We start from the raw sequence: 25,217 nt of genomic DNA, 5'->3' as shown, positions 1-25,217 counted from the left end.
TCTGTGCTCAGCGAACCGGGATGCAGGCGAAGTTGCGCGCGCGCAGCGCCTCGCAGAATTGGCGGGCGCTGTCCTGGTCCGCGAAGCCGGAGGTGCGCAGGCGGAACAGCGGCGATTGCCCGTCCCGCTCCAGCCGCTGCACCACCGGGCTGCGGCCCTCGAACAATTCGGGCGCACGGCGGGCGATGCGGTCGAATTCCGAACGGGCGCCCTCCTCGCTGGTCACCGCGGCCAACTGCACCATCACCCGACCAGTGGCGACCGCGCGCGGGACCGGTGCGACCGCTGGTGCCGTCTGTGGCACCGCTTCCGACTGGGGCGCGGCTTCGCTGATGGCTGCCGGATCCGGCATCTCCAGCTCACGCGGCACGGGCCGAGGCGCCACCACCGGTGGCGGCGCGACGGCGGCGCGGAGCAGATCCAGGTTCGGGGCTTCCGTCTCCGGCACCAGCCCCGCGGGCCGGCCGGTCTGCGCTGCGGACTGGCGGTTGCCCGGCCGTTCCAGCACCAGCGCGTTCTGGTTGGGCACGCGCAGCCCGCCCGGATCATCCGGGCGCACCTTGAAGGGGCGCGGATCGGCTTCCACAACCGGCACACCGCCACCGCCGGAGCGCTGGAAGGCCCAGTAACCCCCTGCCCCCACCGCGACCACCGCCAGCATGCCGCCCGCCACCGCCATCATGCGCCAAGGCACCCCCGAGGGGTCCCGCTGCACGCGATAGGATGGCACCATCATGTCGCTCATCGCATCTCCTCGACGGGTTCGACCCCCATCACCGCGAGGCCTGAGCGCAGGACCACCGAAGTAGCGGCCACCAGCGCGAGACGCGCCTGGGTCGCCTCCGGCTCCTCCACCCGGATGAAGCGCAACGTCGAATCGTCACGCCCCCTGTTCCACAGTACATGAAAGTCGCTGGCCAAGTCTTGGAGAAAGAACGCGATTCGGTGCGGCTCCCGCGCCGCAGCAGCGGCCTCCACCGTGCGCGGCCAGCCGGCCATGCGGCGGATCAGCGCGAGTTCGGCGGGGTCCGTCAGTTGGTCGAGTGGCACCTGCGCCAGATCCGCCTGGGCGGGGTCGCCGGCGGAGCGCAGGACGGAGCGGCAGCGGGCATGGGCGTATTGCACGTAGAAGACCGGGTTCTCCCGCGTCTGCTCGATGACCTTGTTCAGGTCGAATTCCATCTGCGCATCGGCCTTGCGCGTCAGCATGGTGAAGCGGACGGCGTCCTTGCCCACCTCGTCGATCAGGTCGCGCAGCGTCACATAGGTGCCGGCGCGCTTCGACATGCGGACTGGCTCGCCATCCTTCACCACATGCACGATCTGGGTCAGCACCACGTCCAGACTGACCTTGCGATCCGACAGCGCGGCGACGGCGGCCTGCATGCGCTTCACATAGCCGCCATGGTCGGCGCCCCACACCTGCACCAGCTGCGGGAAACCGCGATCGATCTTGGCGAGATGATTCGCCACGTCGTTCGCAAAATAGGTGCCGGAGCCATCGGACTTCCGCAGCGGGCGGTCCACATCGTCGCCGAACTGGGTGGCGCGGAACAGCACCTGCGGGCGGGGCTCCCAGTCCTCCGGCGTCTTGCCCTTCGGCGGCTCCAGCACGCCGGTGTAGATCAGGTCCTTGGCCGAAAGCGTGGCCTCCGCCTTCTCCAGCCAGCCCTCGGCCACGATGGCGCGTTCGCTGATAAAGACGTCGTGCTGCACGCCGAGTGCCGCGAGGTCCTCGCGGATCGAGGACATCATGGCTTCCACCGTGAAGTCCCGCACCGTATCGAGCCAATGCGTGGCGCCGGCCGGCATGGCGCCCGTCTCGGCCAGGGTTTCCTTGAAGATCTGGCGTAGGGCGACGCCGACGGGCACCAGGTATTCGCCCTTGTATTGCAGCCCACCCGGCACCGACTGGGCGTATTCCTCCTCCGTCATGCTGGTGCCGAGCGCCTGGAGGTAGCGCCAGTAGGTGGCATAGGCGAGCGCCAGCACCTGGGCGCCCGCGTCGTTTACGTAATACTCGCGCGTGACGTCATAGCCCGCCTTGCGCAGCAGCAGCGCCAGCGCATCGCCCACCACGGCGCCACGGCAATGGCCGACATGCATCGGCCCGGTCGGGTTGGCCGAGACATATTCCACATTGACCGGCCCGCCTTCCCGCGCCGGCCCATCGCCATAGGCAGGCCCGGCCGCCAGCACCGCCGGCACCACGGCGCGCACGAACCCCTCATCCAGCCGCAGGTTGACGAAGCCCGGCCCGGCGGGCGTCGCCTCCACCACCACGGGCAACTCCCGCAACTTCTCGCACAGCGCGGCCGCCAGCTTCGGCGGCGGCATCTTCGCCAGCTTCGCCACCACCATGGCGCCGTTGGTCGACATGTCGCCATGCGCCACGTCCTTCGGCGGCTCCACCAGCACGCGGGCAAAGGCCTCGGGCGGCAGGTCCGGCAGGATCTGCGTCAGCGCCTCCACCACATGGGCGCGCATGGTGGCAAACAAATCGGCGGTCGGGGTCATGGGAAGGCGAATCCGGAAACGATGAGGGCTTCTAGCCCGGAACGGAGGGATCGGTCAGGCGCCGATGCTCCTCCAGCGCGAAACGGTCGGTCATGCCGGCCAGGTAGTCGCAGACCGCCTGGGCGGCGGCGGGGCTGCCGGGCTCACCGGCCTTGGCCTGCCACCAGGGCGGCAACTGGCGCGGCTCGCCATGCAGCAGGGTGAACAGCAATTGCAGCGCCCGCTTGCATTTCTGGGTGGTGCGGTTGACGCGCCAGTGGCGGTACATGCGCTGGAACAGAAAGGCGCGGAGCTCGTTGTTCGCCTCCATCATCGCATCCGAGAACGCCACCACCGGCCGGTCATGCGCGCGGATATCGGCGGCGCTGCCCGGACCCAGCGCCGCGATACGGTGGCGGGTCTCGGTTACCGTGTCGTTGACCATGGCATTGATGACCCGGCGCACCACCTCGAACACCGCACGATCTGCTGGCAGGTCGGGATTGGCCTTCAGCGCCTCGGCATGGGCTTCGCGCACCAGGGGCAGGGTCGCGGCTTCCTCCAGCGTGAACAGCCGGGCGCGGATGCCGTCATCCAGATCGTGATTGTTGTAGGCGATGTCATCGGCCAGAGCCGCCACCTGCGCTTCCGCGCTGGAATGGGTTTGGAGCTCCAGCGGGTGCAGCCGGTCATATTCGATGATGTAGGGGCTGGGGCGGCGCAGCGGGCCGTTGTGCTTGGCCAGGCCCTCCAGCGTTTCCCAGGTCAGGTTCAGCCCGTCGAAGCCGGCGTAGCGGGTTTCCAGCCGTGTCACCGCCTTCAGCGACTGCGCGTTGTGATCGAAGCCGCCATAGGGCTTCATCATCACATCCAGCGCATCCTCCCCCCCATGGCCGAAGGGCGGGTGGCCCAGGTCATGCGCCAGCGCCAGCGCCTCCGCCAGATCTTCCTCCAGCGCCAATTCGCGGGCGATGGAGCGCGCGATCTGCGCCACTTCCAGGCTGTGGGTCAGCCGCGTCCGGAAATGGTCGCCCTCATGATAGACGAAGACCTGGGTCTTGTACTGCAGGCGCCGGAAGGCGGTGGCGTGGATGATGCGGTCGCGGTCGCGCTGGAAGGGTGAACGCGCGCCGCCACCCGGTTCGGCATGCAGCCGCCCGCGGGAGGTTTCGGTGCGGACTGCCCAGGGGGCCAGCCCATCTGGCAGGCGCTTCGGATCCATCCCGCCGGGCCTAGCACCCGCCCGCCCGTGCTGGAAGGGTTGCGGCCAGAGGAGCCTGGAACCTCGGGCGTTTCCATCCTATCTTCCCACCATGGACATCATGACCGCCCCGTTCCGCGTCACCCCCCGCGCCAGCGCCCAGGTGGCGGAGATCGCGTCCCGCCAGGGCAAGCCCGGCGCCGGTCTGCGATTGGCGGTGGATGCCGGGGGTTGCTCCGGCTTCCAGTACCGCTTCGACCTGGAGGATGCGCCGGCCGAGGATGATCTGGTGGTGGCCGATGGCCCCGGCCGTGTCTTCGTCGACCCGGTGAGCATGGAATTACTGGCCGGCGCCGAGCTGGATTGGACCGAGGCGCTGATCGGCGCGCATTTCGCGGTGAAGAACCCCCAGGCGGTCAGCGCCTGCGGCTGTGGCACGAGCTTCAGCGTCGGCTGACCGGCCGGCGCCTGCCACCCTTGCATGTGCAACCCAGCGTCGCACCGGCAAGAACTCTGGACGCTGTAACTGCGAAGGGTTAACGTTCAGACGGGTTCGAAGGTCAAACGATGACCGCCGGAGTTCGTTTCGGTTCAGTTGCTGATGTGTCGTCCGATTCCGCCCGCAAGCCGAACGGCGCGAGCATTATGGCCAACGGACGGGCGCGCGAACAGCCGCTCCCGGCCCCAAAACCACCCGCCCTTACCACCCCTGGTACCTTCAGGCCGATCTGTGTTGCCGTGGTGGTCCTGCCACTGCTGGTTGCCGCGGGCATGGCCTGGTTGAGTTGGCAGGACCTGGAAGCCAGGATCAGAAGTCAGCTGACGCATACCGTGGACCTGCTGCATGAGAACACGCTGCGCGCGCTGGAGAGCCAGGAAGCCTATCTGACCGCCGTCAACCGCTTCATCGTGGACAGCGACTGGGATGCGATTGCCAGCAGCCCGGACGTCGCCGATTTCATTGCCAGGCTGCGCGACAGCGCACCCCGCACCAGCGCCATCGGCATCGTTTCACCAGCCGGGAATCTGGTGCACGCATCGAGCCGCACCTTCCCGTTCACACCCATCGACCTGTCGTTCCGCGATTATTTCCTGGCCCATCAGGGCCGCGGGGTGGATGCGGTGCGGCCGTTCGTCGGAGAGACGATCGTCGGCCTTGTGCGCGGCCGCCTGGTGTTCCCGATCAGCCACGCCCGCCGTGGTCGGGAGGGGATGCCCGATGGTGGGGTCATCTGGGCAACCTCGGACATCGATGCCTTCGCCCGGTTCTACGCCTCCATCGTCAACTCACCCTCCGACACCGTGCAGCTCATCCGCCAGGACGGCCGCATCCTGGTGCAGCATCCGGCGCTGCCGGAAGCAGAGGTGGAGGGCGCCGCCACCTATGAGGGCAAGATGACCGTCATCGGCACGGCGATTCAGACCGGGCGCGTCGCCATGGCTTATATCGGCACCACGCAGCAAGCGCAGCCCACCGCGTGGCGCGGCGCCGAGTGGCTGGTCGCAGCGCGGTGGCTGGAACGCTATGGCATTGCCGTCGTCTACGGGTTGCAAATGGACCAGATACGCGGCATCTGGGCCGGCCGCGCTCTGGGATTCGCCGGCGCCGCCCTGGTCGTGGCGGCGCTGCTGCTGGCGCTGATCCAACTGGCGCGAACCGGCCTGAAGCGCGAATACGCCGCCCTCAGCCGCGCGCAGGCGGAGGCGGCGCGGCGGCTGGAGGCGGAGATCCAACTGGCCCAGGCCGCGCGCACCTCCGCCCTCGGGCAGATCGCCGCCGGCGTCGCGCATGACATGAACAACCTGATCCAGAGCGTCATCGCCGCGACCCACCTGCTTAACCGGCGGGCGGAGGATCCGGCGAAGGTCCGAAACCTGGCCGCCCTGATGCAAGACACGGCGGCGCGCGGCGCACGAATCGCCGCCCGCATGCTGGATTTCAGCCGCCAGGGTTCGGCACCGGACGGCCGGGCGGAGGAACACTTCGAACTGGCCGCCAGCTTCGGCCGGCTGGAGGAGATGGTAGGCGGCCTGCTCGGCTCCGGCATCCGGCTGACCTGCGCCGCGGAGCCGGGCCTGCCGCCGCTGCGGGCGGACCGCGCGGAGTTCGAGACGGTGCTGGTCAACCTGATCGTCAATGCCCGCGATGCCATGCCCGATGGCGGCGAGGTGCGGGTGCTCGCGGGGCGCGACCGTGCGGCCGATGGCGCGGCGCGGCTGCGTGTGACGGTGGTGGATACCGGCACCGGCATGACGCCGGAGGTTCTGCTCCATGCCGGCGAGCCCTTCTTCACCACAAAGGGGCCGGGCCGCGGCACCGGGCTTGGCCTGTCCATGGCACGGCAATTCGCCGAGAATCTGGGCGGCGGCATGACGATCGACAGTGCACCGGGCCAGGGCACCCGCGTCACCCTTTCGTTCCCGGCCTAGAGCGGGCAGTGTCCGCCGCATGATTCGCCTGGCCAGCTTCAACGTGAACTCCGTCCGCAAGCGGGCGCCGCATATCCTGCGCTTCCTGGCGCGGCAGCAGCCCGACCTGCTGTTCCTCCAGGAGCTGAAATGCAAGACGGAGGAATTCCCGGCCGCTGAATTCGCCACCTCCGGCTACCAGGTCCATGCGCTGGGGCAGACGGGCGGGCGCAATGGCGTGGCGGTGATCTCCCGCATCCCCTTCAAGGTGGTGGCGGAGCATCTGCCGGGCGGGGCCGAGGACATCCAGGCCCGCTACATCGAGGTGGCGGCCGCCGGCATGCAGGTGGCCGGCATCTATCTGCCCAATGGCAATTCCGGTGGCGATGCGGGCTATCTGTACAAGCTGACCTGGATGGAACGGCTGCGGCGCCTGGCGCAGGCGCGGCTCAATGCCTTCATCCCCTTCGCCATCCTGGGCGACTTCAATGTCTGCCCGACCGAGCACGACCTGACCAAGGGCACCCTGCCCCCGACCGATGCACTTGTGCGGCCGGAAACCCGCGCGGAATGGCGGGCGCTGGAGCATCTCGGCCTGACCGACGCGCTGCGCGCGCTGCATCCGGGGCCTGAGCGGATCTATACCTATTGGGACTACGGTTCCGCCTTCGAGCGCAATGCCGGGCTGCGGATCGACCATGCACTGCTGAGTGCCGAATTGGCCGAACGCCTGGAGGCCTGCTCGGTGGATGCCGCGCCGAGGGCGGAAGAACAGCCCTCGGACCATACGCCGCTGGTGGTGGACCTGGCGGACTGAGTCTCAGCGCCAGTTGCGGTGGCCCCGGTCGTGACCCCAGTCGTTGCCCCGATGACGGCCCCAGTCAGGACCGCGATTGTATCCATGCTGGCGTCCGCGATCCCAGCCGCGGTCCCAGCCACCACGATGGTGCGGCGGCGGGGCGTAGTAGCGGGGCGCCGGGGCGTAATAGGGCCGGTAGACCTGGCGCGGCGCGTAGTAGCGCGGCGGCGGTGGGGCGTAGTACGGCTGGGCGTAGCCATAACCATAGCCGTAGCCGCCCACCGGCGTGACATCGGCGGCAACGACGCAGCCGGGCGCGAACAGCAGCACCGGCAGCAGCAGGAACAGGGCACGGAGGCGGCGCATGGCGGGGGCTCCCCTGCAGCGGCCCGGTTTCGAAAATTGGACCGCCGCTTGATAGGGAGTTAACCCCGGCGCCATGTCGCGGTTCGGGCGCGATCGCGGCGGAGGTGAGGCTGTTTGCGGCGGAGCCGCCTTAAAGAACGCGGCGGAGCCGCCTTAAAGGACGCGGCGGTGTGGCCCTCTCCCCTGTCGGAGGGAGAAGGCTTTTGGGGTCGCTACTGGTCGGCGTAGACGTGGCTTTCCTCGGCCGCGCCGGGATGCGTTACCGCGCCCTGCGCTGCGGGGCCCACCGTCTGGGCGTATTTCCACAGCGCGCCCGAGGTATAGAGCGTCTTGCGCGGGCTCCAGGCGGCACGGCGGGCCGCCAGTTCGGCCTCGGGCAGCATGATGTCGATGGTGCCGGCCTCGGCATCGATGACGATGGGGTCGCCATTCTTCAGCAGGGCGATCGGCCCGCCGACGGCCGCTTCCGGCCCGACATGGCCGATGCAGAACCCGCGCGTGGCGCCGGAGAAGCGGCCATCGGTGATGAGGGCCACCTTGTCGCCCATGCCCTGGCCGTAGATGGCGCTGGTGGTGGACAGCATCTCCCGCATCCCCGGGCCACCCTTCGGACCTTCGTAGCGGATGATGATGACGTCGCCCGCCTTGTAGGCACGCATCTCCACCGCCTTGAAGGCATCCTCCTCGCAATCGAAGCACAGCGCCGTGCCTTCGAAGCGCAGCTTGGTCATGCCGGCGATCTTCACGATGGCGCCTTCCGGGGCCAGTGTGCCCTTGAGGGAGACGACGCCGCCGATCGGGCTGATCGGGTCGGAGGTCGGGCGCACCACATCCTGGTCCTTCGGGAAGATCACCTCCCGGTGGTTCTCCGCCAGGGACTTGCCGGTGACGGTGATGGCGTCGCCGCGCAGATAACCGCCATCGAGCAGCGCCTTGATGATCACCGGCACGCCGCCGATGTGAAACACATCCTGCGCCACATAGCGCCCGCCGGGCTTGAGGTCCGCGATATGGGGCGTGGCGCGCATGATCTCCGCCACGTCATGCAGGTCGAACTTGATGCCGCATTCATGCGCGATCGCCGGCAGATGCAGCACGGCATTGGTGGACCCGCCGGTGGCGCCGACGATGGCGGCCGCGTTGAACAGCGCATCCCGCGTCACGATGTCCCGCGGCCGCAGATTCTTTCGCAGCAGGTCCACCACGGCACGGCCCGATTGCACGGCGTAGAAATCGCGCGATTCGTCGGGCGCGGGCGCACCGGCGGAACCCGGAATGGCCAGGCCGATGACCTCGCTGATGCAGGCCATGGTGTTGGCGGTGAACTGGCCGCCACAGGCACCCGCGCCCGGGCAGGCATGCTGTTCCAGATCGAGCAGATCGGCGTCGGACATGTTGCCGGCGGCGTGCTGGCCCACCGCCTCGAACACATCCACCACCGTCACGTCGCGGCCCTGGAAGCGGCCCGGGCGGATCGAGCCGCCATACATGAACACCGATGGCACATTGAGCCGCACCATCGCCATCATCACGCCCGGCAGGGATTTATCACACCCGGCAACACCCACGAGCGCATCATAGCAATGGCCGCGCATGGTCAGCTCGATGGAATCGGCGATGACGTCGCGCGATGCCAGCGAGGACTTCATGGACTGGTGGCCCATGGCGATGCCGTCCGTCACCGTGATGGTGGTGAACTCCCGCGGCGTCGCGCCGGATTCCTTCACGCCGATCTTCACGGACTGCGCCTGGCGGGACAGCGCGATGTTGCAGGGCGCGGCCTCGTTCCAGCAGGTGGCGACGCCGACGAAGGGCTGGTTGATCTCCTCCTGCGTCAGGCCCATGGCGTAGTAGTAGCTGCGATGCGGCGCACGCTCCGGCCCCACCGTGGTGTGGCGGCTCGGCAGCTTGGACTTGTCCCATTTGGTCATGGTGCGTCGTTCCCTAACGGTTTGTAATGGGGTGCCACAGGATGCGGCCGGCGGCCAGGGGCGTGTTGGGCGGCCCTACCGATCCGGCTGGAAGACGTGCGCCATGAACCACTGCTCGGGATGGGCGCGCACCACCTGCTCCACCACCGCATCCAGCGCCGCGATATCCTCCAGCACCGCCTTGCGGCCGCGCCCCGGCGGGCCGACCGGCACTTCGGGCAGGACATGCAGCCGGAACCGCGCCGCCTCCCCCAGCCGCAGCGCATAGGCGGGGACGATGGCCGCGCCGGTGGCCGAGGCCAGGCGGACCGCGCGCATGATGTTGCCATCCATCTTCAAGGGCCGGCCGAGGGCGGGGGCGTGGACCCGCCCCTCCCAATACTCGTCCACGTAGTACAGCAGCGCGGCCTCGCGGCTTTCCAGCACGCGATGCGCCTCGAACACTGCGCCGAGGGTTGGCGCCACCGCCACCGCGGCATGTGGGCCGGCCACGCTGCGGCTGCGGCCGCGGGCCTTGTCCGCGATCCGCATGCGAAAACGGTTGGGCAGGCGCTGGTAGATGGCGTGGAAGGGAATGCCGAGCTGGGCGAGGCCCGCATGCACCACCTCCCAGTAGCCCACATGCAGGCCGGCAATGATCAGCGGGCGCCCGGAATCGCGCAGCGCGAGAAGTTGGTCGCCGCCCACGATCTCGATGCGGCCCTCGGCGCGGAAGCGCGACAGCGCGGCGAATTCGCTGAAGCAGCGGCCGATATGCGCCCAATGCGCGGCCAGGAGCGCCTCCACCTCCGCCGGCGTCGCCTCCGGCCGCAGTTGGCGCAGCAAGGCGCGGACGCGGTCGGAGCCAACCTGCCGCTTGCGCCCCGCACGCAGCCCCATGCGGGCGCCGAAGGCGGAGGCAGTGTCGGTCGGCAGCAGGCGCAGCGCCTGGTGCGGCAGCCAATCGGCCAGGCCCTGCACCGGGTCGCGCAGCCAGTGGCGCAGCAGGTCCCGGCGCGCGGACCAGCGCCAGGGGGGCGACGGGTAGAGGTGGTCCGTCACCGAGGGGTCAGGCGCATCGGCAGGGTCTCGCCCGGGCGCAGGGTCAGGCGCGCCACCGGCATCACCTGAACCCCCGGCTCCAGCGTCAGGCGAAAGCTGCCCGCCAGCGCGGCGAGGCAGATGGTGGCCTCGGCCAGGCCCAGATGCTGGCCGGTGCAGATGCGCGGGCCGGTGCTGAACGGAATATAGGCGTGCCGGGGTGGCTTTGGCGCGCCGGGCAGGAAACGGTCCGGGATGAAGGAGTCCGGTTGGTCCCACAGCCCCGGCTTGCGATGCAGCAGCCAGGGGCAGACCAGGATGATGGTGCCCTTCCGCACCGGGCGGTCGCCGATCCGGTCCGGCCCCAGCGCCTCCCGCGACAGCAGGGGCACGGGGGGATAGAGGCGCAGCGTTTCTTCCACCACGGCGCGGGTGAAGGGCAGGTTGGGCATGTCGGCCAGGGTGGCCACGCGGTCGCCCAGCGCGCCCTGCACTTCCTCGGCCAGGCGTTCGGCGCTGGCCGGGTCCTGGGACAGCATGAACAGCGCCCAGGCGAGGGTGTTGGCGGTGGTCTCATGCCCGGCCATGAACAGCACGATCGCCTCGTTGCGGAAGGCGGTGCGGTCCATCGGGCGGTCCGTGCCCGGCACCTTGGCCTCCGACATGGCGCGGATGAGGGAGGCCTCGCCCTGCTGCTCTCCGTCCAGGATGCCGGCGATGAGCCCATCCACCACCTTGTGGATGCGGCGCGCCGCGTCATGCACGCGGCGTCCGCGAAAGCGGGGGAACCAGTCCGGCAGGTTGAACAGGGACAGGATGTCGGTCTGGCCGATCTGCGCCTGGTACTCGGCGAAGGCCGCAACCACCTCCCCCGCCGCATCGCGGCCCAAGGCGCGACCGAAGATGGTGCGGCAGATGATCTCCGCCGTCAGATGGCCCATCTCCGCCAGCACATCCACCGGGCCAGGGGGCAGGTTGTGCCATTGCTCGCGGCGCTCGGCCGCGGCCTCCGTGATCGCGGGTGCCAGCTCCGGCAGGCGGGAGACATGGGTGACGGGCGCCACCACGCGTCGCCTTTCGCGCCACAGCGGCCCATCGCTGACGAACAGCCCATCGCCGAGCAGCGGGATCAGCGCGTGGCGGTGCTGCGGGCTTTTGCGCTGGAAGTTCTCGTGCCGCTCGACGAAGACGTAATGCACCGAATCCGGGCTGTTGCAGACCACCACATCGCGCAGGAACAGGCGGCTGCCATAGACATCCCGCTCGAAGGAGGATTTAGCCCAGATCGCCAACCAGTTCTCCCGCGCCACCTTGAGCATCTGGAGCAGCGGCAAGCCCTTATCCGGGCGCGGCGGATAAGGCGGCACATAGGGGGAAAGGCGCGGCGGGGCAGCCGGTTCGATCAGCATGCCCAGCAGCTTACATGCCCCTTGCGCCCTATGCAGCCTCCGCCGTCAGCACGATGCGGCCCGTCACCTTGCCGGCACGCAGGCGTTGCAGGGCGCTGTCGGCGTTACGCAGCGGCTCCCGCGTGATGGGGATGCCCGGCAGGCGGCCGCCCTGGGCGATCTTCACCAGCTCCCGCAGCTCCTTCGGGCTGCCGACATAGCTGCCGCGCACCGTCAGCGCCCGCATCGCCATCAGCGGCAGCGGTACGGTCAGCTCGCCGCCGAACAGCCCCACCTGGATCAGCTTGCCGCCCTTGGTCAGCGCATCGAAGCACATCCGCGCGGTCTGGCTGCCATTTACCAGGTCGATGATCGCCTCGACCGGCCCGCCGCACAGCGCCACCAGACGCTGCACCGTATCCTCCCCGCCCGCTTCCAGCGTGTCGCTCGCCCCGGCCTCCCGCGCCGCCGCCAGCTTCTCCGCGCTGAGATCGACGGAGACGATGCGCTTGTGGCCCATCGCCTTCAGCACCGCGATCGCCTGAAGCCCCAGCCCGCCGGCGCCGACCAGCACGATCGGCTCATCCGGTGCCATCGGCATCAGCTTGTTGATGGCGGAGAAGACGGTGATGCCAGAACAGGCATAGGTGGCGGCCAGCGCCGGGTCGATATCGCCGGGGTCGACCAGGTGGCGCGGTTCCGGCACCAGGATGTGGGTGGCGTAGCCGCCATTCTGGAAGATGCCGAGCGCCTTGCCCTGGAGGCACATGTTGTCCTCCTCCGCCCGGCACTTGGCGCAGGTGCCGCAGCCGACCCAGGGATAGACGATGCGGGTTTGCCCCACTTCGAGCCCCTGCCCTTCGGCCTCCGGCCCCCATTTCACCACGCGGCCCACCGTCTCATGCCCCATGGCCAGCGGCAGCTTCACCCCGCGATCCAGCAGCCGCATCTTGCCGCGGCTGCCGAGGTCCCACTCGCCTTCCCAGACATGGATGTCGGAATGGCAGACGCCGGCATGGGTGACCTCCAGCAGCACCTGCTGGCCGGCGGGCTCCGGCGTCGGCAGGTCGATCTCCTGCAACGGCTGCGCCACCTCCACGATTGCCCATGCCTTCATCGCCGTTCCCCCGGTTGCTGGACCCCATGGCAACAGGCGGCGCGGTCGCGGTCAATCGGGGGCGTCAATCGGGGCGAATGTTGTTCTCCCGCACCACCCGGCCCCAGGTGGCGATCTGCGCGGAGAGGAAGGGGCCGAACTCGGCCTCCCCCTTCGGGTCCAGGTCGATGCCGAGGGCGATGACGCGCGCGCGCACTTCCGGCACCGCCAGCGCCTCCCGGATCGCGGCTTCCATGCGCTGCTTGATCGGGGCCGGGATGCCAGCCGGGCCGAGGAAGCCCCAGAAGGCGCGCGCATCGATGCCCGGCACGCCGACTTCCGCCAGGGTCGGGACATCCGGCATGGAAGGTGAGCGCGTGGCACCCGTCTGGGCCAGCGGCACCAGCGCGCCGCTGTCCACGTGTACACCGATGGCCGGGCGGGTGGCGATGGGCATGTCGACCTCCCCGGCCAGGGCCGCGAGCGCCAGCGGGCCGCCGCCGCGATAGGGCACATGCACCAGTTGCAGCCCGGCCGCCTTGCCGACCAGCGCCATGGTGAGGTGGGCCAGTGACCCATTGCCGATGCTGCCATAGGTCAGCGTATCCGGCCGCGCCTTCGCCGCCGCCGCCATCTCCGCGAAGGTCTTGAAGGGACGGGTACGATGCGCGGTCAGCACCATCGGCGCGGTGCCGAACAGCAGCAGCGGCGTCATGTCCTTTTCTGTGTCGAAGCCCATGTTGGGGATCAGCGCCGGGTTCACCGCATGGGTGTCGAAGACCAGCACCCAGGTGTTGCCATCCGGCGCGCTGCGCGCCACGGCGCCGGTGCCCAGGGAGCCGGAGGCGCCGGGCCGGTTCTCCACGATCACGTTCACGCCGAGAATCCGCGTCAGATGCGGCTGGAGAATCCGCGAAAGCGCATCCGTGCTGCCACCGGCCGGAAAGGGCGGGACGATGCGGATGGTGCCGGAGGGCCAGGCGGGCTGCGCCTGGATGGCCGGCGCGGCGAGTGCCGCGGCAGCCGTGAGCAGCACGCGGCGCGTGATCTGGGGCATGATGGTTCCTCCCTGTTGGTTCTTGCCGGGCATTAGGCCCGGGCGCCGGCGGCGGTGCAAGCGCGGCTGAACACAGCTAGAGGCACTTCGTCTGACGGGGAAGCGCCGTAAGGGCGAACTATCTCCGCGTAGGCTTGGTACAGCTCAGCGGTAATGTCCACAACCAACTTGTCGCGCTGAAGCCACGCGTGAGACGAATTGCCCTTGCCACTCGTCGCCGCCCGCCTGCCGTTCGTGACCAAAAAGCCAGTGTGGCCAAGACTACGAAGGTAGACCCCGAGAAGATCAGCGGTAGCGCCGCATGCCCCCAGAGGAAAGGTGTGAAAGCAGATGTGCCGGCGAGAGCGGTCTGCCTGCTCGATGGCGTTCCGAAAGCGCGTAGCTATATCGCACAGATCAGCTATTGATGACATGATTTTGCGCACCCCCAATCATCTGCAACTAAGCAATTCGTCATTGGGCGCGAACGCAAAGAGTCGATTTTCATCCCGAGAACGATTTCTGCCTGCCGCATTTTTGGCCTCGGCGCGTCGTGGAGCCAAGCTCAGGCGACGCCCGACACAGCCTCTAGCGCGCCGTAATCACTGGGCATATCAGCCCTTCGGCCGGCCCTTCCGAAGCCAAGTCGGTCGCTGTCATCGGGAATGATGCGGCAGGCGGGCCACAGCTTCTGTGAGGCGCCCGTGGGTCTGCACCAGCGCGCTATCGGCTGCTTTCCGCTGCTTTAAAAGGAACTGCTGCGCCATCCGAATTTTTTCTTGCGCGACTGAGGCATTCCGGAATGGTAGCTGGTGCTCAAGCGGCACAGACACCATGTCAAGAACGCGAAGAAAGCTCTCGTGTCCAGCGCTTTCATCGACCCATTGAAATGCCTCAAGGGAAGGAATTAATCGAAATTCTTCCTTAGTACTGCTCATAAAAATGTCGGCGATATCGCAGATTTGATTTAATTTCTCTAGGGATGCATCTGGATTAAGGGGTGTATTCGATGGCAATCGTTGAAGCGCGTCGCCTATAATCTCTATTAGGCGAATTTTTTCAGTCGCATCAACGATGATATGTAAAATCGCCCCCAACATTTTTGTCTGGTTAGTTAGAAAGTTTTCGAGCAAAACAACACGTTCAGCAACATCGTTGGCAGAATGCAGCTCGTCGGCAGAAACACCTTCTATCGAAACACCCAGGCCGCCATTTTTTCTCTTTTCTTTTATTTCTATAATTCGGAAATAAAGTAGTGCGCCAGCAACAAGCAAAACAATCACATTTGTAACGGCGGCCGATATGCTGACATCAACTAAAGACCAGCCTCCTACGAGCGCGACCAGCGCGAGATAGGCTGCAGATGCGTAGCCGTTCACCCGCTCCCAAAACGCCAAAACACCCTCAATGTCTGCAACTTTTCCGAGTAGCGAGCGAATGTTCCACATGAGTGGATGATAGCCGTGAACTTCATGCGTGTCGCGGTGCGACCGCACCGGGCTTAGGCAGGCTGTATTTCCTTGCCCCCGCCGCTGCCCGCCGATCATGATCGGCCTGCTCACGCCAATCGTCGCACGCCGGAGCGAGATAAGGTGCTTTCCGATGTGGACGGGATAATGTGCTGGCCAGCTTTCGGCTCAGCAGAAACGGCTTGCACGCTGCCACCCGCGCAGCACGATGATCACCCGGCCCTCCGAGCACCCGGATCCAGGGCGCGGTATAAACCGCGCTCCTTGCCGGCCCTGGCAGCTCGACCATCGTCTAGGTGTGGCCACATGGGAGATGACGGAGCGCCCCCAGCCACCCATAAGGGCACGGCGATTGACCACGGCTGGCAGCCGGATCATACCGGCCGGGGCGCCGGCGGCGGCGGCTTCGCCGCCTTCAGCGCCCGGCGGATATCGCCTTCCAGCTTCTCCAGCTCCTCAGCCGCACGCAGGCGCTGGCCGCGGGCCTCGTCGGCGATGCGCAGGCTGTCCTCGATGGTCGAGACCAGCGCGGCATTCGCCTTCTGTACGGCGGCAAGGTCGAACACGCCGCGTTCCAGCTCGGTGCGGGCTTCCAGATTGCCGCGGCGCAGCGTCTCGGCATTGGCGGTCAGCAACTGGTTGGTCAGGTCGGTGGCGGATTTCACCGCTTGGCCGGCCTCCCGCATCCGGTGGATCGCCAGTGCCTGGGCCAACTGCTGGCGCCACAGCGGCACGGTATTGGCCAGCACCGAATGGATCTTGCTGGCCAGCGCCTTGTCGTTTTCCTGGATCAGCCGGATCGAGGGCAGTGCCTGCATCGCCACCTGACGCGTCAGGCGAAGGTCGTGCACGCGCCGATCCAGCTCATCCCGCGCGCCGCGCAGGTCGCGCAGCTTCTGGGGTGCGAGGTCGTCGGCGGAATTGGCGACGGCGGCTTCCATGGCGGGGATCGCCTCGCCATCGGTCTTCCGCAGCACCACCTCGCCGGCCTGCACATGGGTGCCGAGCGCGTGGAACCACTCCAGCGTCGCCTGATACAGCCGCTCCAGCCGCTCCACGTCTTCGAGCAGCCGGGTGCGGTGGGTATCGAGCTTGTCGCCGATGCCTTCGATCTGGCCCTTCACCGTCTCATAGCGGCCGATGATCTCGCTCACCTCGGCGCCGGCCTTGGTGAACATCCGGGCGAGGAAGCCGGGGCGCTCGTCCAGCTTGGTCACGTCGAAGCCGCGCAGGGTCTGCAACAGGGAGGCCAGCGTCCGCCCCGCCTCCCCCGTCTCCTGGTTCCGCGCGCCTTCCAGCATGGCATCCGCGGCGGCCTGGGCCTGGGTCTGGGTCTGCTGGCCAAAGCGCAGGATGGAGCCCGGATCGGACAGGTCGATCTGCTGCGCCAATTCGCCGATCATCGCATCCGGCACGGCCGCGCGGTCGGGCGCGGCCTCCGCCAGGTCGCGCTCGGCGGAGGCCTGGGCGGTCGCCATGGGGTTTGGGGCCGCGGGCTCCAGGAATACCTCCGGCTTCGCGGCGCCATGGGGCTTCGGGCTGTTCGGTTTTGTCGTGCTCATGCGTAACCCTCCTGGCGCAGCCTGTCGGCCAGCACCTTCACCTGGATATCCAGCGCCACGCTCTCCTCCGCCCGCAGCTTGGTGCGGAGGTCATCGGCGGCGGATTCCATATCCGTCAGCAGTTGCGGCAGGCCGACCGGCGGCTCGGCGCCGGCGGACAGGCGCTGGGCGATGCGGTCCAGCCCATCCAGATGCACGGTCAGGAAGCGGCGGGCGAGCGGCAGGCGGTCCGGCCGCGCGTCCAGATCGTCCAGCACCGCATCCATCGCCTGGGCGATGCCGACCATGCGCGGTTCTGCGCTGATCCGCGCCAGGCGAACCCGCGCCTCATCCAGCGGGCCGGGCGGCGGCGGCGGTACGGGGGGCGCGGGCGGGTCCACCTCGACCTGCGCGCCGTCATACATCAGGCGGGTGCCGAGCCAGGCGCCGGCCGCCAGCAGCAGGGCGATCGGCATGCCGGTCTGCGCGCCCATCTGCGCGACCAGCCCGGTGGCGACCGCCACCAGCACCGCCGCGCGCCGGGTATCGCCGCGCCGGCCGCGCCGCAGCACCCGCACCGCCAGGATCGGCAGCAGGATGCCGAGGCCGGCCGCGACCAGCCCGCGCGTATTGCCGCGCACCACCTCCACCACCACGTCGATCAGCAGTGGCCAGGTGAACAGCGGCAGCAGCAGGCCGCGGGTGCCGTTGCGAAAGCTGCTGAAGGCGCCTTCCGCCTTGGCGCGGGCGCCGCGCCAGGGGTCGTTCTGCCAGGGGCGGCTCTGGTCGGGCGGCTGCATCAGCGGAACAGCGCCAGCGCGCTGGCCAGCCAGAGGCTGAGCGTCAGCAGCCAGAAGCCGGCAACGCGCCGCGCGGGCGCCGGCAGGGTCGGCAGGAGGATCTTCGGGGTGCGTGCCATGGCGCAGTATAGATCGCCGCGTGCCTCCCCGCGATCAAGGGCCGCCGCCCATCACGTCACGTAACCATCAGCGTCTATCGGCGCCTTCAGCTTCAGCGCCTATCGGCGCGGGGATCCAAAGCATCCCGCAGCCCATCACCCATCAGGTTGAAGGCCAGCACCACGAGGAAGATGGCCGCACCCGGCGCGATGGCCAGCCAGGGTGCCGTCTCCAGGAACCGCTGGGCGCTGTTCAGCATGGACCCCCAGCTCGGCTGCGGCGGCTGCTGGCCGAGGCCGAGGAAGCTCAAAGAGGCCTCCGCGATGATCGCCTCGGCGATCGAAAGGGTGGACTGCACCAGCAGCGGCGGGATGATGTTGGGCAGGACATGGACGAAGGCGGTGCGCCAGGGCGGGTTGCCGAGCGACCGCGAGGCCTCCACCCAATCTGTGCTTTTCGCATCCAGCGCCATGCCGCGCGCCAGCCGCACGAAGACCGGGCTGGCGGTGATGGCGATGGCCAGCATCGCATTCTCCAGCGCCGGGCCGAGGAAGGCGGCGAGCGCGATGGCCAGGATCAGGAAGGGAATGGACAGCATGGCATCGGCGATGCGGGAGATCAGCGCATCCACCCAACCGCCCGCCAGCCCCGCCAGCAGCCCAAGCGGCACGCCGATCAGCACCGCGCCGATCACGGACACCACGCCCGCCATCAGGGAGGCCCGAGCCCCCCAGATGACGCGGGACAGGACATCACGACCGTTTTCATCGGTGCCGAACCAGTACAGCTCCGACGGCGGACGGCGGATGCGGGTCCAGCTCGTCTCGATCGGGTCGTAGGGCGCGATCCAGGGGGCAAAAATCGCCACCAACACGAAGGCCAGCACCACGATGAAGCCGGCCAGCGCCAGGCGGTGGCGGATGAAGCGGCGCAGCGCCCGGCGCCATGGGCTTTCGCCGCGGTCCGCGATGACGGGGGCGGTGGAGGCGCTCATGCCTGCCTCAGTCGCGGGTTGATCGCCATGTACAGGATATCCGCCAGCAGGCTGAGCGCCACGAAGATCAGTGCGGTGGCCAGCACCACGCCCTGCACCACCGGGTAGTCACGGTTGAACACCGCATCCACTACCAGCTTGCCGAAGCCGGGGATGGTGAAGATCTGCTCGGTCAGCACCGCACCGGCCAGCAGCCGCCCGAATTCGATGGTGCCGAGCGTGACCACGGGGATCAGCGCGTTGCGCAGCGCGTGCTTCCACACCACCACCCGCTCCGTCAGCCCCTTGGCGCGCGCCGTGCGGACATAGTCCTGGCTCAGCGCCGTCAGCATGGCAGCCCGGGTATGGCGCATCAGCACGGAGGCGACTCCGGTGCCGAGCACGAAGGCCGGCATGATGGTGGTGGCCAGCGACTGCACCGGGTCTTCCCACAGCGGCACGTAGCCTGAGGGCGGCAGCCAGCCGAGCTGCACGCTGAAGAACAGGATCATCATGATGCCGAGCCAGAAATTCGGCGTCGAAATGCCGAACAGCGCAATGCCATTCGCCGCCCAATCCCAGCCCGTGTCCTTCTTCACCGCGGACAGGATGCCAAGCGGCACGCCGATCAGCACCGCGATGATGAAGGCCATGGAGGCCAACTGCGCCGTGACCGGCAGCTTCTCCAGGATCAGGTCGGAGACCGGCATGCGGATGCGCCAGGAGAAGCCGAAATCCCCCTGCAGCACATTGCCGACCCAATACAGGTATTGCGACCAGATCGGCTGATCGAGGCGCAGTTCAGCGCGGATCTGCGCCAGCACCTGCGGGTCGCCGCGTTCCTCGCCGGCCAGGATCATGGCCGGGTCGCCGGGCATGAGCTGTTGCAACCCGAATATCAGGAAGGACAGGATCACCAGCGTCGGTATGACCTGGCCGAGGCGTTTCAGAAGCCAATTCCACATGTTCGGTCAGCTCCTGGGTCGAACCCCCACCCAACCCTCCCCCACAAGCGTGGGGGAGGGCTTCTTCTCCCTCTCCCGTTCACGGGGGAGGGTCGGGGTGGGGGCAAGCACCACCCCCACCCCTGCCCGCTCTCAGTTCAGCCGCATGCCCTGCAGCCGCACCATCCCATCCGCGATCGGCTGGTAGCCGGTCAGCCGCGCCGAGTGGATCATCACGTTCTTGCGGTGCCACAGATAGATCCGCATGCGGTCTTGGCCGAGCGCAGTTTCCATCACCTGGCGGTACATATCCTGGCGCTTGGCCACGTCCTGCTCCGTCCGCGCCGCTTCCAGCAGCGCATCCACCGCCGGGTTGGAATACCGCCCGTCATTCTGGCCGCCGCGGCTATGCATGAAGGCGTAGATGTTGCCGTCCGGATCGGTGCGGCCGGACCAGCCCAGCAGGAAGGTCTCGAACTCGCCGCGCACGGCACCCGCCAGCGCCGAGGCGAATTCGGAGGCGCGCAACGTCACCTCGAAGCCCGCCTCACGCGCCATCGCCTGGATGACCTCACCGGCCTGGCGGAGGTCCGGGTTGTTCGGCACGGTCAGTTCCACCGGCACCGGGGCGGTGTGGCCGGCTTCGCGCAGCAGGGCGCGGGCGCGGTTTACGTCGCGGTTTTCCGGCTGGAAGCTGCGGACATGGAAGCTGCTGGCCGGCGGCACCGGCTGGCGCGTCGGCGTGTACATGCCCTCGTAGACCACCTGGTTGATGGCGTTGCGGTCCAGCGAGAGCTCGAAGGCCTGGCGCACGCGGGCATCACGCCCCATGGGCGTGTTCGCGCGGGCGCCATTGCCGATATTGATGGTGATGCCCTGGTAGCCCAGTTCCTCCACCGGCACGCCGCGCAGGTTGCGGTTGCGCTGGATCGAACGCAGATCGTCCGGCTCCATCCGCTCACCGAATTCCACCGCGCCGGATTGCAAATTGGCCAGGCGGACGGTGTTGTCCGGGATCGGCAGGTAGGTCACGCGGTTGAAGTGGATGTTGGCGGCGTCCCAGTATTCCGGGAAACGCTCCAGCACGATGCGCTCCTGCGCCACCCGCTCCACGAAGCGCATCGGGCCGGCGCAGACGGGGCGGTTGCCGAAATTGCGACCGGCTGCCTCGGCGGCCTTGGGCGACAGAATCATGCCGGCCCGGTCCGTCAGCGTCGCCAGGAAGGCGGCGTTGGGTGCGCCGAGCTTGATGCGGACGGTCAGCGGGTCCACCACCTCGATCGCCGTGACATTGCCCATCTCGGAGCGGCGGAAGCTGCCCTGCAGCGTCAGGTGGCGGTTCAGCGAATAGCGCACCGCCTCCGCATCCATCATCTCGCCGTCGTGGAAGCGCACGCCCTCACGCAGCTTGATGGTCAGTGTGGTCGGGTCGTCCCAGGTGAAGCTGGTGGCGAGCTGCGGCACGGGCTGGAGCTGCGCGTTGATGTCGAACAGCTTGTCGCAGAAACCCATATAGACGATGCGGCCGACATAGGTGCGCGACAGGGTCGGGTCGAGAATGTCCGGGTCCTCGCGCAGCGCGATGCGAAGGTTCTGCGCCTCGGCGGGCGGTGCCGCGCCAAGCGTGGCGGCGAGCGCCACCATCCCGAGGGCGAGGGTCTTTCGGATCATGCCAGTTCTCCCGTTTTTTGTGTCTGGTCTGTGAAATAGGCCTGCAGGCGGCGCAGTCTTTCGCCGCCGGTATCGACATCCTGGCCCACGAGCGCGGGCGGCAGGCTGTCCTGGAAGTGGCAGGCCGCGACGTGGCCCAATCCCTCTAGCGGCGGCAGTTGCTCCGCGCACAGCGCCTGGGCGTAAGGGCAGCGGGTGCGGAAGCGGCAGCCCGAGGGTGGGTTGATCGGGCTGGGGATATCGCCCTCCAGCAGCGGCGCATTCGCATGCCCCTGCCCCGGCACGGCGGCCAGCAGCGCGCGGGTATAGGGGTGGCGCGGGGCGCCGAAGACCTGCGCGGTGGGGCCTTCCTCGACGATGCGGCCGAGATACATCACCGCCACGCGGTCCGCGATGTGACGCACCACGCCGAGGTCGTGGCTGATCAGCACGAAGGTCAGGCCAAGTTCCCGGATCAGGTCCTGCAGCAGGTTCACCACCTGCGCCTGCACCGAGACATCCAGCGCCGAGACCGGCTCATCGCCGATGATCAGCTTCGGTTGGCTGGCCAATGCGCGCGCGATGGCGATGCGCTGGCGCTGGCCGCCGGAGAATTCATGCGGCCAGCGCCGCGCGAGTTCCGGCCGCAGCCCGACGCGGGACAGCAGTTCCGCCACACGCTGCGGCTCCTGCGCGCGGGGCACGATCCCATGCAGGCGCAGCGGTTCCGCCACCGCCTGTTCGACCGTCATGCGCGGGTCGAGGCTGGCAAAAGGGTCCTGGAAGATAAGCTGCATGTCCCGCCGCCGCGCCCGCAGCGCGCGGGCGGACAGGCCGCGCAAATCCTCGCCCTCGAACAGGATCTGTCCCGCATCTGCCTCGATGAGCCTGAGCGCCAGGCGGCCGAGCGTGGATTTGCCGCAGCCGCTTTCGCCGACGATGGCCAGCACGCTGCCCTTCGGCACGGTGAGCGAAACGCCATCCACCGCCCGCACCGCGCCGCGCCGGCGGCCCAGCGCGTCGCGCACGGGAAAGCCTTTGGCGAGGTCGCGCAACTCCAGCAGCGGCTCCATCACGCGGCCTCCAGCAGCGTATCGAGCGGCGCGCGCCAGCAGGCCGCCTCGTGGCCGGGTGTCACCTCCGCCAGCGGCGGCTGTTCCGCGCATTTGGCGATGGCGAAGGGGCAGCGCGGGGCGAAACGGCAGCCGGGCGGCGGGTTCAGCAGGTCGGGCACGGTGCCCTCGATGCTGGCGAGCCGCGCGGCGCCGCCTTCCAGCCGCGGCACGGCGCCCAACAACCCGATGGTGTAGGGGTGCTGCGGGTTGGCGAACAGGTCCGCCGCCCTGGCGCGTTCCGCGATTCGGCCCGCATACATCACCACCACATCATCCGCATGGTCCCGCACCACGCCGAGGTCGTGGGTGATCAGCACCACCGCCGTCCCCGTCTCCCGCTTCATCTCGTCGATCAGCGCCAAGATCTGCGCCTGCACCGTCACATCCAGCGCCGTGGTCGGTTCATCCGCGATCAGCAGGCGCGGGCGGCAGGCCAGCGCCATGGCGATCATCACCCGCTGGCGCATGCCGCCCGAAAGCTGGTGCGGGTAGCTGCGGGCGCGGCGCTCCGGTTCCGGGATGCGGACGCGGGCGAACATCTCAATGGCCTTGGCGAACGCCGCCTCGGGCGCCAAGCCCTGGTGCAGGCGCAGCGCCTCCGCCACCTGCTCGCCGGCGGTGAAGGCGGGGTTGAGGCTGGTCATGGGTTCCTGGAACACCATGGCCATCTCCCCGCCTCGGCGCGCACGGCGCTGGTCCGGGGTCAGCGCCAGCAATTCCTCGCCGCCCAGGCGGATGCCACCACCGACCTCGCCGCCCTGCGGCAGCAGCCCCATGATGGCGAGCGCCGTGACGGATTTGCCGCAGCCACTTTCGCCTACCACGGCCAGCGTCCTGCCGGCCTCGACGCTGAAGGACACCCCATCCACCGGGCGCAGCCTGCCGCGGTCGGTGGGGAATTCGACGGTGACGCGGGCGAGGTCGAGAACTGGCGTGCTCATTCTGCCTCCGCAATCGCCGCCTGGATCACCGCGCGGTCGAACACGCCCGGATGGTCCCGCCCCGGCAGGAACCGCCGGAAATGCCGCAGATAGCCACGCCAGACGCCATGCAGCCGGCGCAGTTCCGCCAGCGGGTCCGGGTGGTCATCCACCCGCAGGTCGAGATCCGGATAGGGATCGCTCGATGCCACCTGCATCGCCGCGGATTGGCGGCCGCGCTTGTCGCCCCCCGTCGCCTCGCCGGCCTCCATCGCCAGCAGCAGGCGTTCGGCGATCGGCAGGCCGGTGGCGGCCATCGCGGCATCCAGCGTCGCGCGCAGCACTTCGGGACCCGCCAGCATATTGCCGGCTGTTGACACATCCGGCGCCGAGAGATGTCCGCACCAGCCGACGCAGCCACTGCCCGTGTGCTGGGCGCTGGTGCCATCGGCGGCGAGCACATGGGCCTGGCGCGTCGCCTCGCCGGCATCGGCGGCGACCAGCTCGGCCAGCGCCTGCCGGGGGCCCTGCCCCGCGCGCAGCCGGGCCAGCGCGTCGGGCGCCAGGAAGGGGTTCACCAGCGCCTGGGTGCTGGCGGCACCGACGCCGCCTTCCACGCGCGGGCACAGTGCGCCCGCCGCCAGGAAGCGGCTGGCCACCGCGACGCCGAATTCACCGGTCGTTGGATCGCGCAGAAGAATGGACCACGTCATCATCGCTTCATGACAGGCTGATCCGGCGGCGCAAGCCTGACTTTTGGACCGTTTGTCTAGTTTGCGACGCAACGCTGCCCCGGACCTGACCATCCTGCCGCCGTCTGTGGCAGTTCGGCCGTTCAGGCTGCCCGAAGCCGCGGCACCCTGGCGAGCAGGGCCTGACGAAGGTCGGTGAGGCCGCAGACCACCCGCCAGGTCAGCTCCGCCCAGCGCCACGGCAGCTCCGCAATCTTGCCGAGGATCGGGCGAAAGCGACCGCTACAGCTTCACCTTCAGCCAGTTGCCAATCTCACCCACCACGCCGCGCCGGAAGGCCAGCACGCAGGCCACGAAGATCACGCCCTGGATCACCGTGACCCAGGCGCCGAACTCCGCCAGGTAGTTCTGCATGGTGACGATGACGGCCGCCCCGACTACCGGCCCGAAGACGGTGCCAAGCCCGCCGACCAGCGTCATGAGCACGACCTCGCCCGACATGGTCCAGTTCACATCGACCAGCGTGGCGATACCGAAGATAAGCGCCTTGGTACCGCCGGCCACGCCGGACAGCGCCGCGGACAGGACGAAGGCCATCAGCTTGTAGTCATCGGTGCGGTAGCCGAGGGAGGTGGCGCGCGGCTCATTCTCCCGCACCGCCTTCATCACCTGGCCGAAGGGCGAATGCACCACGCGGTGGAACAGCAGGAAGCCGGCCAGGAAGACGAAGGCCACCACCCAATACAGGGTGAAGTCGGAATCCAGCGACACCACGCCGAACAGATTGCCGCGCGGCACCTGCTGGATGCCGTCCTCGCCGCCGGTAAACGGCGCCTGGAGGCTGAAGAAATACACCATCTGCGCCATGGCCAGGGTGATCATGGCGAAATAAATGCCGGACCGCCGGATCGCCAGCCAGCCGATGAACAGCCCCAGGACGCTGCCGACAAGCCCGCCGGCCAGGATCGCCAGTTCCGGCGTCAGCCCCCAGACCTTCAGGGCATGGGCGGTGATGTAGCCCCCCATGCCGAAGAAGGCGGCATGGCCGAAGGACAGCAGGCCGACATAGCCGATCAGCAGGTTGAAGGCGCAGGCGAACAGCGCGAAGCACAGGATCTTCATCAGGAAGACCGGGTAAAGGAAGAACGGGCTGATCACCACGAAGGCGACAAGCAAGCCGAAGGCCAGGGCCTGGGCGCGGGTGAAGCCGAGGAAGCCCGCCTCCTCATGCACCGCCTCGGGCGTACCGAGACTGGTGGTGGTATCGGCCAT

22 protein-coding genes are annotated in these 25,217 nt (G+C 68.3%); 3 read left to right on the top strand and 19 right to left on the bottom strand.

Annotation, left to right across the window (positions count from 1 at the left end):
- Positions 1–7: 7 nt before the first annotated feature.
- From ACFHNC_RS03685 to ACFHNC_RS03675, 3 genes are read right to left on the bottom strand one after another with little or no spacing between them, the layout of a single operon-like run.
- Positions 8–745 (bottom strand): SPOR domain-containing protein, encoded by a 738-nt coding sequence (locus ACFHNC_RS03685; protein WP_437167858.1) that lies wholly within the window; start codon positions 743–745, stop codon positions 8–10.
- Entirely contained in the window at positions 742–2,517 is a 1,776-nt protein-coding gene (gene argS / locus ACFHNC_RS03680) for an arginine--tRNA ligase (protein ID WP_437167857.1), read from the bottom strand. Before argS ends, ACFHNC_RS03685 begins: the two co-directional genes overlap by 4 nt.
- 31 nt (positions 2,518–2,548) lie before the next feature.
- Positions 2,549–3,718 (bottom strand): deoxyguanosinetriphosphate triphosphohydrolase, encoded by a 1,170-nt coding sequence (locus ACFHNC_RS03675; protein WP_437167856.1) that lies wholly within the window; start codon positions 3,716–3,718, stop codon positions 2,549–2,551.
- Positions 3,719–3,809: 91 nt separating this feature from the next.
- On the opposite strand from ACFHNC_RS03675, the gene ACFHNC_RS03670 reads away from it, so the two are divergent.
- The 3 genes from ACFHNC_RS03670 to xth all read left to right on the top strand — a co-directional run bounded on the left by ACFHNC_RS03670 (position 3,810) and on the right by xth (position 6,923).
- Complete coding sequence (locus ACFHNC_RS03670) at positions 3,810–4,154, top strand: HesB/IscA family protein (RefSeq protein ID WP_437167855.1); 345 nt, start codon at positions 3,810–3,812, stop codon at positions 4,152–4,154.
- Positions 4,155–4,528: 374 nt separating this feature from the next.
- Positions 4,529–6,127 carry an ATP-binding protein gene (locus ACFHNC_RS03665; protein WP_437167854.1) on the top strand — a complete coding sequence of 533 codons (1,599 nt, stop codon included), beginning with the start codon at positions 4,529–4,531 and terminating at the stop codon, positions 6,125–6,127.
- Positions 6,128–6,149: 22 nt separating this feature from the next.
- Complete coding sequence (xth, locus tag ACFHNC_RS03660) at positions 6,150–6,923, top strand: exodeoxyribonuclease III (RefSeq protein ID WP_437167972.1); 774 nt, start codon at positions 6,150–6,152, stop codon at positions 6,921–6,923.
- A 3-nt stretch (positions 6,924–6,926) separates the two neighbouring features.
- Here the strand turns inward: xth and ACFHNC_RS03655 are convergent, their stop codons facing one another.
- The 16 genes from ACFHNC_RS03655 to ACFHNC_RS03580 form a co-directional block, all read right to left on the bottom strand.
- Complete coding sequence (locus ACFHNC_RS03655; RefSeq protein ID WP_437167853.1) at positions 6,927–7,271, bottom strand: hypothetical protein; 345 nt, start codon at positions 7,269–7,271, stop codon at positions 6,927–6,929.
- Positions 7,272–7,483: 212 nt separating this feature from the next.
- Positions 7,484–9,202, bottom strand: a complete 1,719-nt coding sequence (gene ilvD, locus ACFHNC_RS03650) for a dihydroxy-acid dehydratase (protein WP_437167852.1) — start codon at positions 9,200–9,202, stop codon at positions 7,484–7,486.
- Between the two features lie 75 nt (positions 9,203–9,277).
- Positions 9,278–10,243 (bottom strand): lysophospholipid acyltransferase family protein, encoded by a 966-nt coding sequence (locus ACFHNC_RS03645; RefSeq protein ID WP_437167851.1) that lies wholly within the window; start codon positions 10,241–10,243, stop codon positions 9,278–9,280.
- The gene (locus ACFHNC_RS03640; RefSeq protein WP_437167850.1) at positions 10,240–11,556 is read right to left on the bottom strand and encodes a cytochrome P450; all 1,317 of its coding nucleotides are present in this window, start codon (positions 11,554–11,556) and stop codon (positions 10,240–10,242) included. The genes ACFHNC_RS03645 and ACFHNC_RS03640 overlap by 4 nt, the downstream gene beginning before the upstream one ends.
- Positions 11,557–11,659: 103 nt before the next feature.
- The gene (locus ACFHNC_RS03635) at positions 11,660–12,727 is read right to left on the bottom strand and encodes an alcohol dehydrogenase (protein WP_437167849.1); all 1,068 of its coding nucleotides are present in this window, start codon (positions 12,725–12,727) and stop codon (positions 11,660–11,662) included.
- A gap of 64 nt (positions 12,728–12,791) precedes the next feature.
- Positions 12,792–13,763, bottom strand: a complete 972-nt coding sequence (locus ACFHNC_RS03630; protein WP_437167848.1) for a tripartite tricarboxylate transporter substrate-binding protein — start codon at positions 13,761–13,763, stop codon at positions 12,792–12,794.
- Between the two features lie 635 nt (positions 13,764–14,398).
- A complete protein-coding gene (locus ACFHNC_RS03625; RefSeq protein WP_437167847.1) occupies positions 14,399–15,289 on the bottom strand; it encodes a hypothetical protein in 891 nt (296 codons plus the stop codon).
- A gap of 296 nt (positions 15,290–15,585) precedes the next feature.
- Complete coding sequence (locus ACFHNC_RS03620; protein WP_437167846.1) at positions 15,586–16,773, bottom strand: toxic anion resistance protein; 1,188 nt, start codon at positions 16,771–16,773, stop codon at positions 15,586–15,588.
- Entirely contained in the window at positions 16,770–17,552 is a 783-nt protein-coding gene (locus ACFHNC_RS03615) for a hypothetical protein (protein ID WP_437167845.1), read from the bottom strand. The genes ACFHNC_RS03620 and ACFHNC_RS03615 overlap by 4 nt, the downstream gene beginning before the upstream one ends.
- Before the next feature lie 211 nt (positions 17,553–17,763).
- Positions 17,764–18,645 carry an ABC transporter permease gene (locus ACFHNC_RS03610; protein WP_437167844.1) on the bottom strand — a complete coding sequence of 294 codons (882 nt, stop codon included), beginning with the start codon at positions 18,643–18,645 and terminating at the stop codon, positions 17,764–17,766.
- A complete protein-coding gene (locus tag ACFHNC_RS03605; RefSeq protein ID WP_437167843.1) occupies positions 18,642–19,589 on the bottom strand; it encodes an ABC transporter permease in 948 nt (315 codons plus the stop codon). Before ACFHNC_RS03605 ends, ACFHNC_RS03610 begins: the two co-directional genes overlap by 4 nt.
- Before the next feature lie 132 nt (positions 19,590–19,721).
- Positions 19,722–21,239: an ABC transporter substrate-binding protein gene (locus ACFHNC_RS03600; protein ID WP_437167842.1), complete on the bottom strand. Its 1,518-nt coding sequence runs from the start codon at positions 21,237–21,239 to the stop codon at positions 19,722–19,724.
- Positions 21,236–22,291 carry an ABC transporter ATP-binding protein gene (locus tag ACFHNC_RS03595; protein WP_437167841.1) on the bottom strand — a complete coding sequence of 352 codons (1,056 nt, stop codon included), beginning with the start codon at positions 22,289–22,291 and terminating at the stop codon, positions 21,236–21,238. Before ACFHNC_RS03595 ends, ACFHNC_RS03600 begins: the two co-directional genes overlap by 4 nt.
- Positions 22,291–23,274 (bottom strand): ABC transporter ATP-binding protein, encoded by a 984-nt coding sequence (locus ACFHNC_RS03590; protein WP_437167840.1) that lies wholly within the window; start codon positions 23,272–23,274, stop codon positions 22,291–22,293. Before ACFHNC_RS03590 ends, ACFHNC_RS03595 begins: the two co-directional genes overlap by 1 nt.
- On the bottom strand, positions 23,271–23,966 hold the full coding sequence (locus ACFHNC_RS03585; RefSeq protein ID WP_437167839.1) for a DUF1028 domain-containing protein: 696 nt from the start codon (positions 23,964–23,966) through the stop codon (positions 23,271–23,273). Before ACFHNC_RS03585 ends, ACFHNC_RS03590 begins: the two co-directional genes overlap by 4 nt.
- A 261-nt stretch (positions 23,967–24,227) precedes the next feature.
- Positions 24,228–25,217 carry a branched-chain amino acid ABC transporter permease gene (locus ACFHNC_RS03580; RefSeq protein WP_437167838.1) on the bottom strand — a complete coding sequence of 330 codons (990 nt, stop codon included), beginning with the start codon at positions 25,215–25,217 and terminating at the stop codon, positions 24,228–24,230.

The sequence above is a fragment of the Falsiroseomonas sp. E2-1-a4 genome, assembly GCF_051433165.1.
Taxonomy (GTDB): Bacteria; Pseudomonadota; Alphaproteobacteria; order Acetobacterales; family Acetobacteraceae; genus Falsiroseomonas.
Note: the sequence above shows the minus strand (reverse complement) of the source record. Positions and strands in the feature narration are given on the sequence as shown.

Excerpts from the sequence above, each read along its gene's own strand:
- ACFHNC_RS03685 (WP_437167858.1), bottom strand. The coding sequence starts at position 745 with ATGAGCGACATGATGGTGCCATCCTATCGCGTGCAGCGGGACCCCTCG.
- argS (WP_437167857.1), bottom strand. The coding sequence starts at position 2,517 with ATGACCCCGACCGCCGATTTGTTTGCCACCATGCGCGCCCATGTGGTG.
- ACFHNC_RS03675 (WP_437167856.1), bottom strand. The coding sequence starts at position 3,718 with ATGGATCCGAAGCGCCTGCCAGATGGGCTGGCCCCCTGGGCAGTCCGC.
- ACFHNC_RS03670 (WP_437167855.1), top strand. The coding sequence starts at position 3,810 with ATGGACATCATGACCGCCCCGTTCCGCGTCACCCCCCGCGCCAGCGCC.
- ACFHNC_RS03655 (WP_437167853.1), bottom strand. The coding sequence starts at position 7,271 with ATGCGCCGCCTCCGTGCCCTGTTCCTGCTGCTGCCGGTGCTGCTGTTC.
- ilvD (WP_437167852.1), bottom strand. The coding sequence starts at position 9,202 with ATGACCAAATGGGACAAGTCCAAGCTGCCGAGCCGCCACACCACGGTG.
- ACFHNC_RS03635 (WP_437167849.1), bottom strand. The coding sequence starts at position 12,727 with ATGAAGGCATGGGCAATCGTGGAGGTGGCGCAGCCGTTGCAGGAGATC.
- ACFHNC_RS03630 (WP_437167848.1), bottom strand. The coding sequence starts at position 13,763 with ATGCCCCAGATCACGCGCCGCGTGCTGCTCACGGCTGCCGCGGCACTC.
- ACFHNC_RS03625 (WP_437167847.1), bottom strand. The coding sequence starts at position 15,289 with ATGATCGGCGGGCAGCGGCGGGGGCAAGGAAATACAGCCTGCCTAAGC.
- ACFHNC_RS03620 (WP_437167846.1), bottom strand. The coding sequence starts at position 16,773 with ATGAGCACGACAAAACCGAACAGCCCGAAGCCCCATGGCGCCGCGAAG.
- ACFHNC_RS03615 (WP_437167845.1), bottom strand. The coding sequence starts at position 17,552 with ATGCAGCCGCCCGACCAGAGCCGCCCCTGGCAGAACGACCCCTGGCGC.
- ACFHNC_RS03610 (WP_437167844.1), bottom strand. The coding sequence starts at position 18,645 with ATGAGCGCCTCCACCGCCCCCGTCATCGCGGACCGCGGCGAAAGCCCA.
- ACFHNC_RS03605 (WP_437167843.1), bottom strand. The coding sequence starts at position 19,589 with ATGTGGAATTGGCTTCTGAAACGCCTCGGCCAGGTCATACCGACGCTG.
- ACFHNC_RS03600 (WP_437167842.1), bottom strand. The coding sequence starts at position 21,239 with ATGATCCGAAAGACCCTCGCCCTCGGGATGGTGGCGCTCGCCGCCACG.
- ACFHNC_RS03595 (WP_437167841.1), bottom strand. The coding sequence starts at position 22,291 with ATGGAGCCGCTGCTGGAGTTGCGCGACCTCGCCAAAGGCTTTCCCGTG.
- ACFHNC_RS03590 (WP_437167840.1), bottom strand. The coding sequence starts at position 23,274 with ATGAGCACGCCAGTTCTCGACCTCGCCCGCGTCACCGTCGAATTCCCC.
- ACFHNC_RS03585 (WP_437167839.1), bottom strand. The coding sequence starts at position 23,966 with ATGACGTGGTCCATTCTTCTGCGCGATCCAACGACCGGTGAATTCGGC.
- ACFHNC_RS03580 (WP_437167838.1), bottom strand. The coding sequence starts at position 25,217 with ATGGCCGATACCACCACCAGTCTCGGTACGCCCGAGGCGGTGCATGAG.